An 805-nucleotide genomic window follows, 5' to 3' on the forward strand; every position below is an offset into this window, starting at 1 on the left:
CAGGCGCGCGCCATCGGCGCGAGTGGGCAGCGGCTCGCGTGGGGGAAGGCTCAGAGGGCGATTGCCATCAGCAGCGCAGGTGCGTGAGTAGCATGCTCGCTCTCTCGTGATTGCCTGCGTTCAGCGCGTGTCCGATCATCATGGCGTATAGGGGGTTGCGCTCCAGCCGTTCGCGCGTGGCGTGGGCGTCTTCGGGGCGTATGATCCCGTGCCGTTGCAGCTCGCTCAGAATGGCATCGAGGGTTTCGGGGCGAAGTTGCACGGGCGCAGACGCAGCGTTCGGCGCAGGCTCAGGGGGAGGCTCAGGCTTGGCAGCGTTCACAGCCACCAGCCCCCCATTACGGCGCATTTCAGAGATTCCCGTAAGGTATCGGCGCGCCGAATCATAATCAGGGTACTGCCCCAGCGCGCGCTTACGCTCTGGATCGGTTGCGAAGTCCTGAACGACCGATGGCTCCAAAGTGGCAAGGAACGCCGCTGTCTCGCCTAGGTCCGCCCCAAAGTATGCTCCCAGCAGTTCGGCGAGTATCTGCACGGCGCGTTCGCGTTCGCATTCGCGCTCTTTGGGAGCGTTGATCTCGTGCAGCTTGCGGAGGAAGTTCTCGACCGTCATCACAAAGCGCGTGCCTGTGCCCGCGCGCCCGTTCGTGAGTTTCGCGAGGGCGTCCTGCTGCTCACGGTACAGGCGCGTTTTGTGCAGCACGGTTTCGATACCGTACTTACGGCAGGCGGTCACGAATTCGGGCAGCAGCGCGAGGAACGGGATACGGCTCCCCCTGCGCGGGTAGGTTGCTTGGAACACTGC

Annotated in this window: 1 protein-coding gene; it reads right to left on the bottom strand. The window is 64.0% G+C overall.

What is annotated here, in order from left to right:
• Positions 1-67: 67 nt before the first annotated feature.
• On the bottom strand, positions 68-805 hold a 738-nt coding region (locus NW837_RS15600), incomplete at its 5' end, for a hypothetical protein (RefSeq protein ID WP_414332592.1).

Source organism: Synechococcus sp. R6-10 (assembly GCF_047461815.1).
In the GTDB taxonomy this organism is placed as follows: domain Bacteria; phylum Cyanobacteriota; class Cyanobacteriia; order Thermostichales; family Thermostichaceae; genus Thermostichus.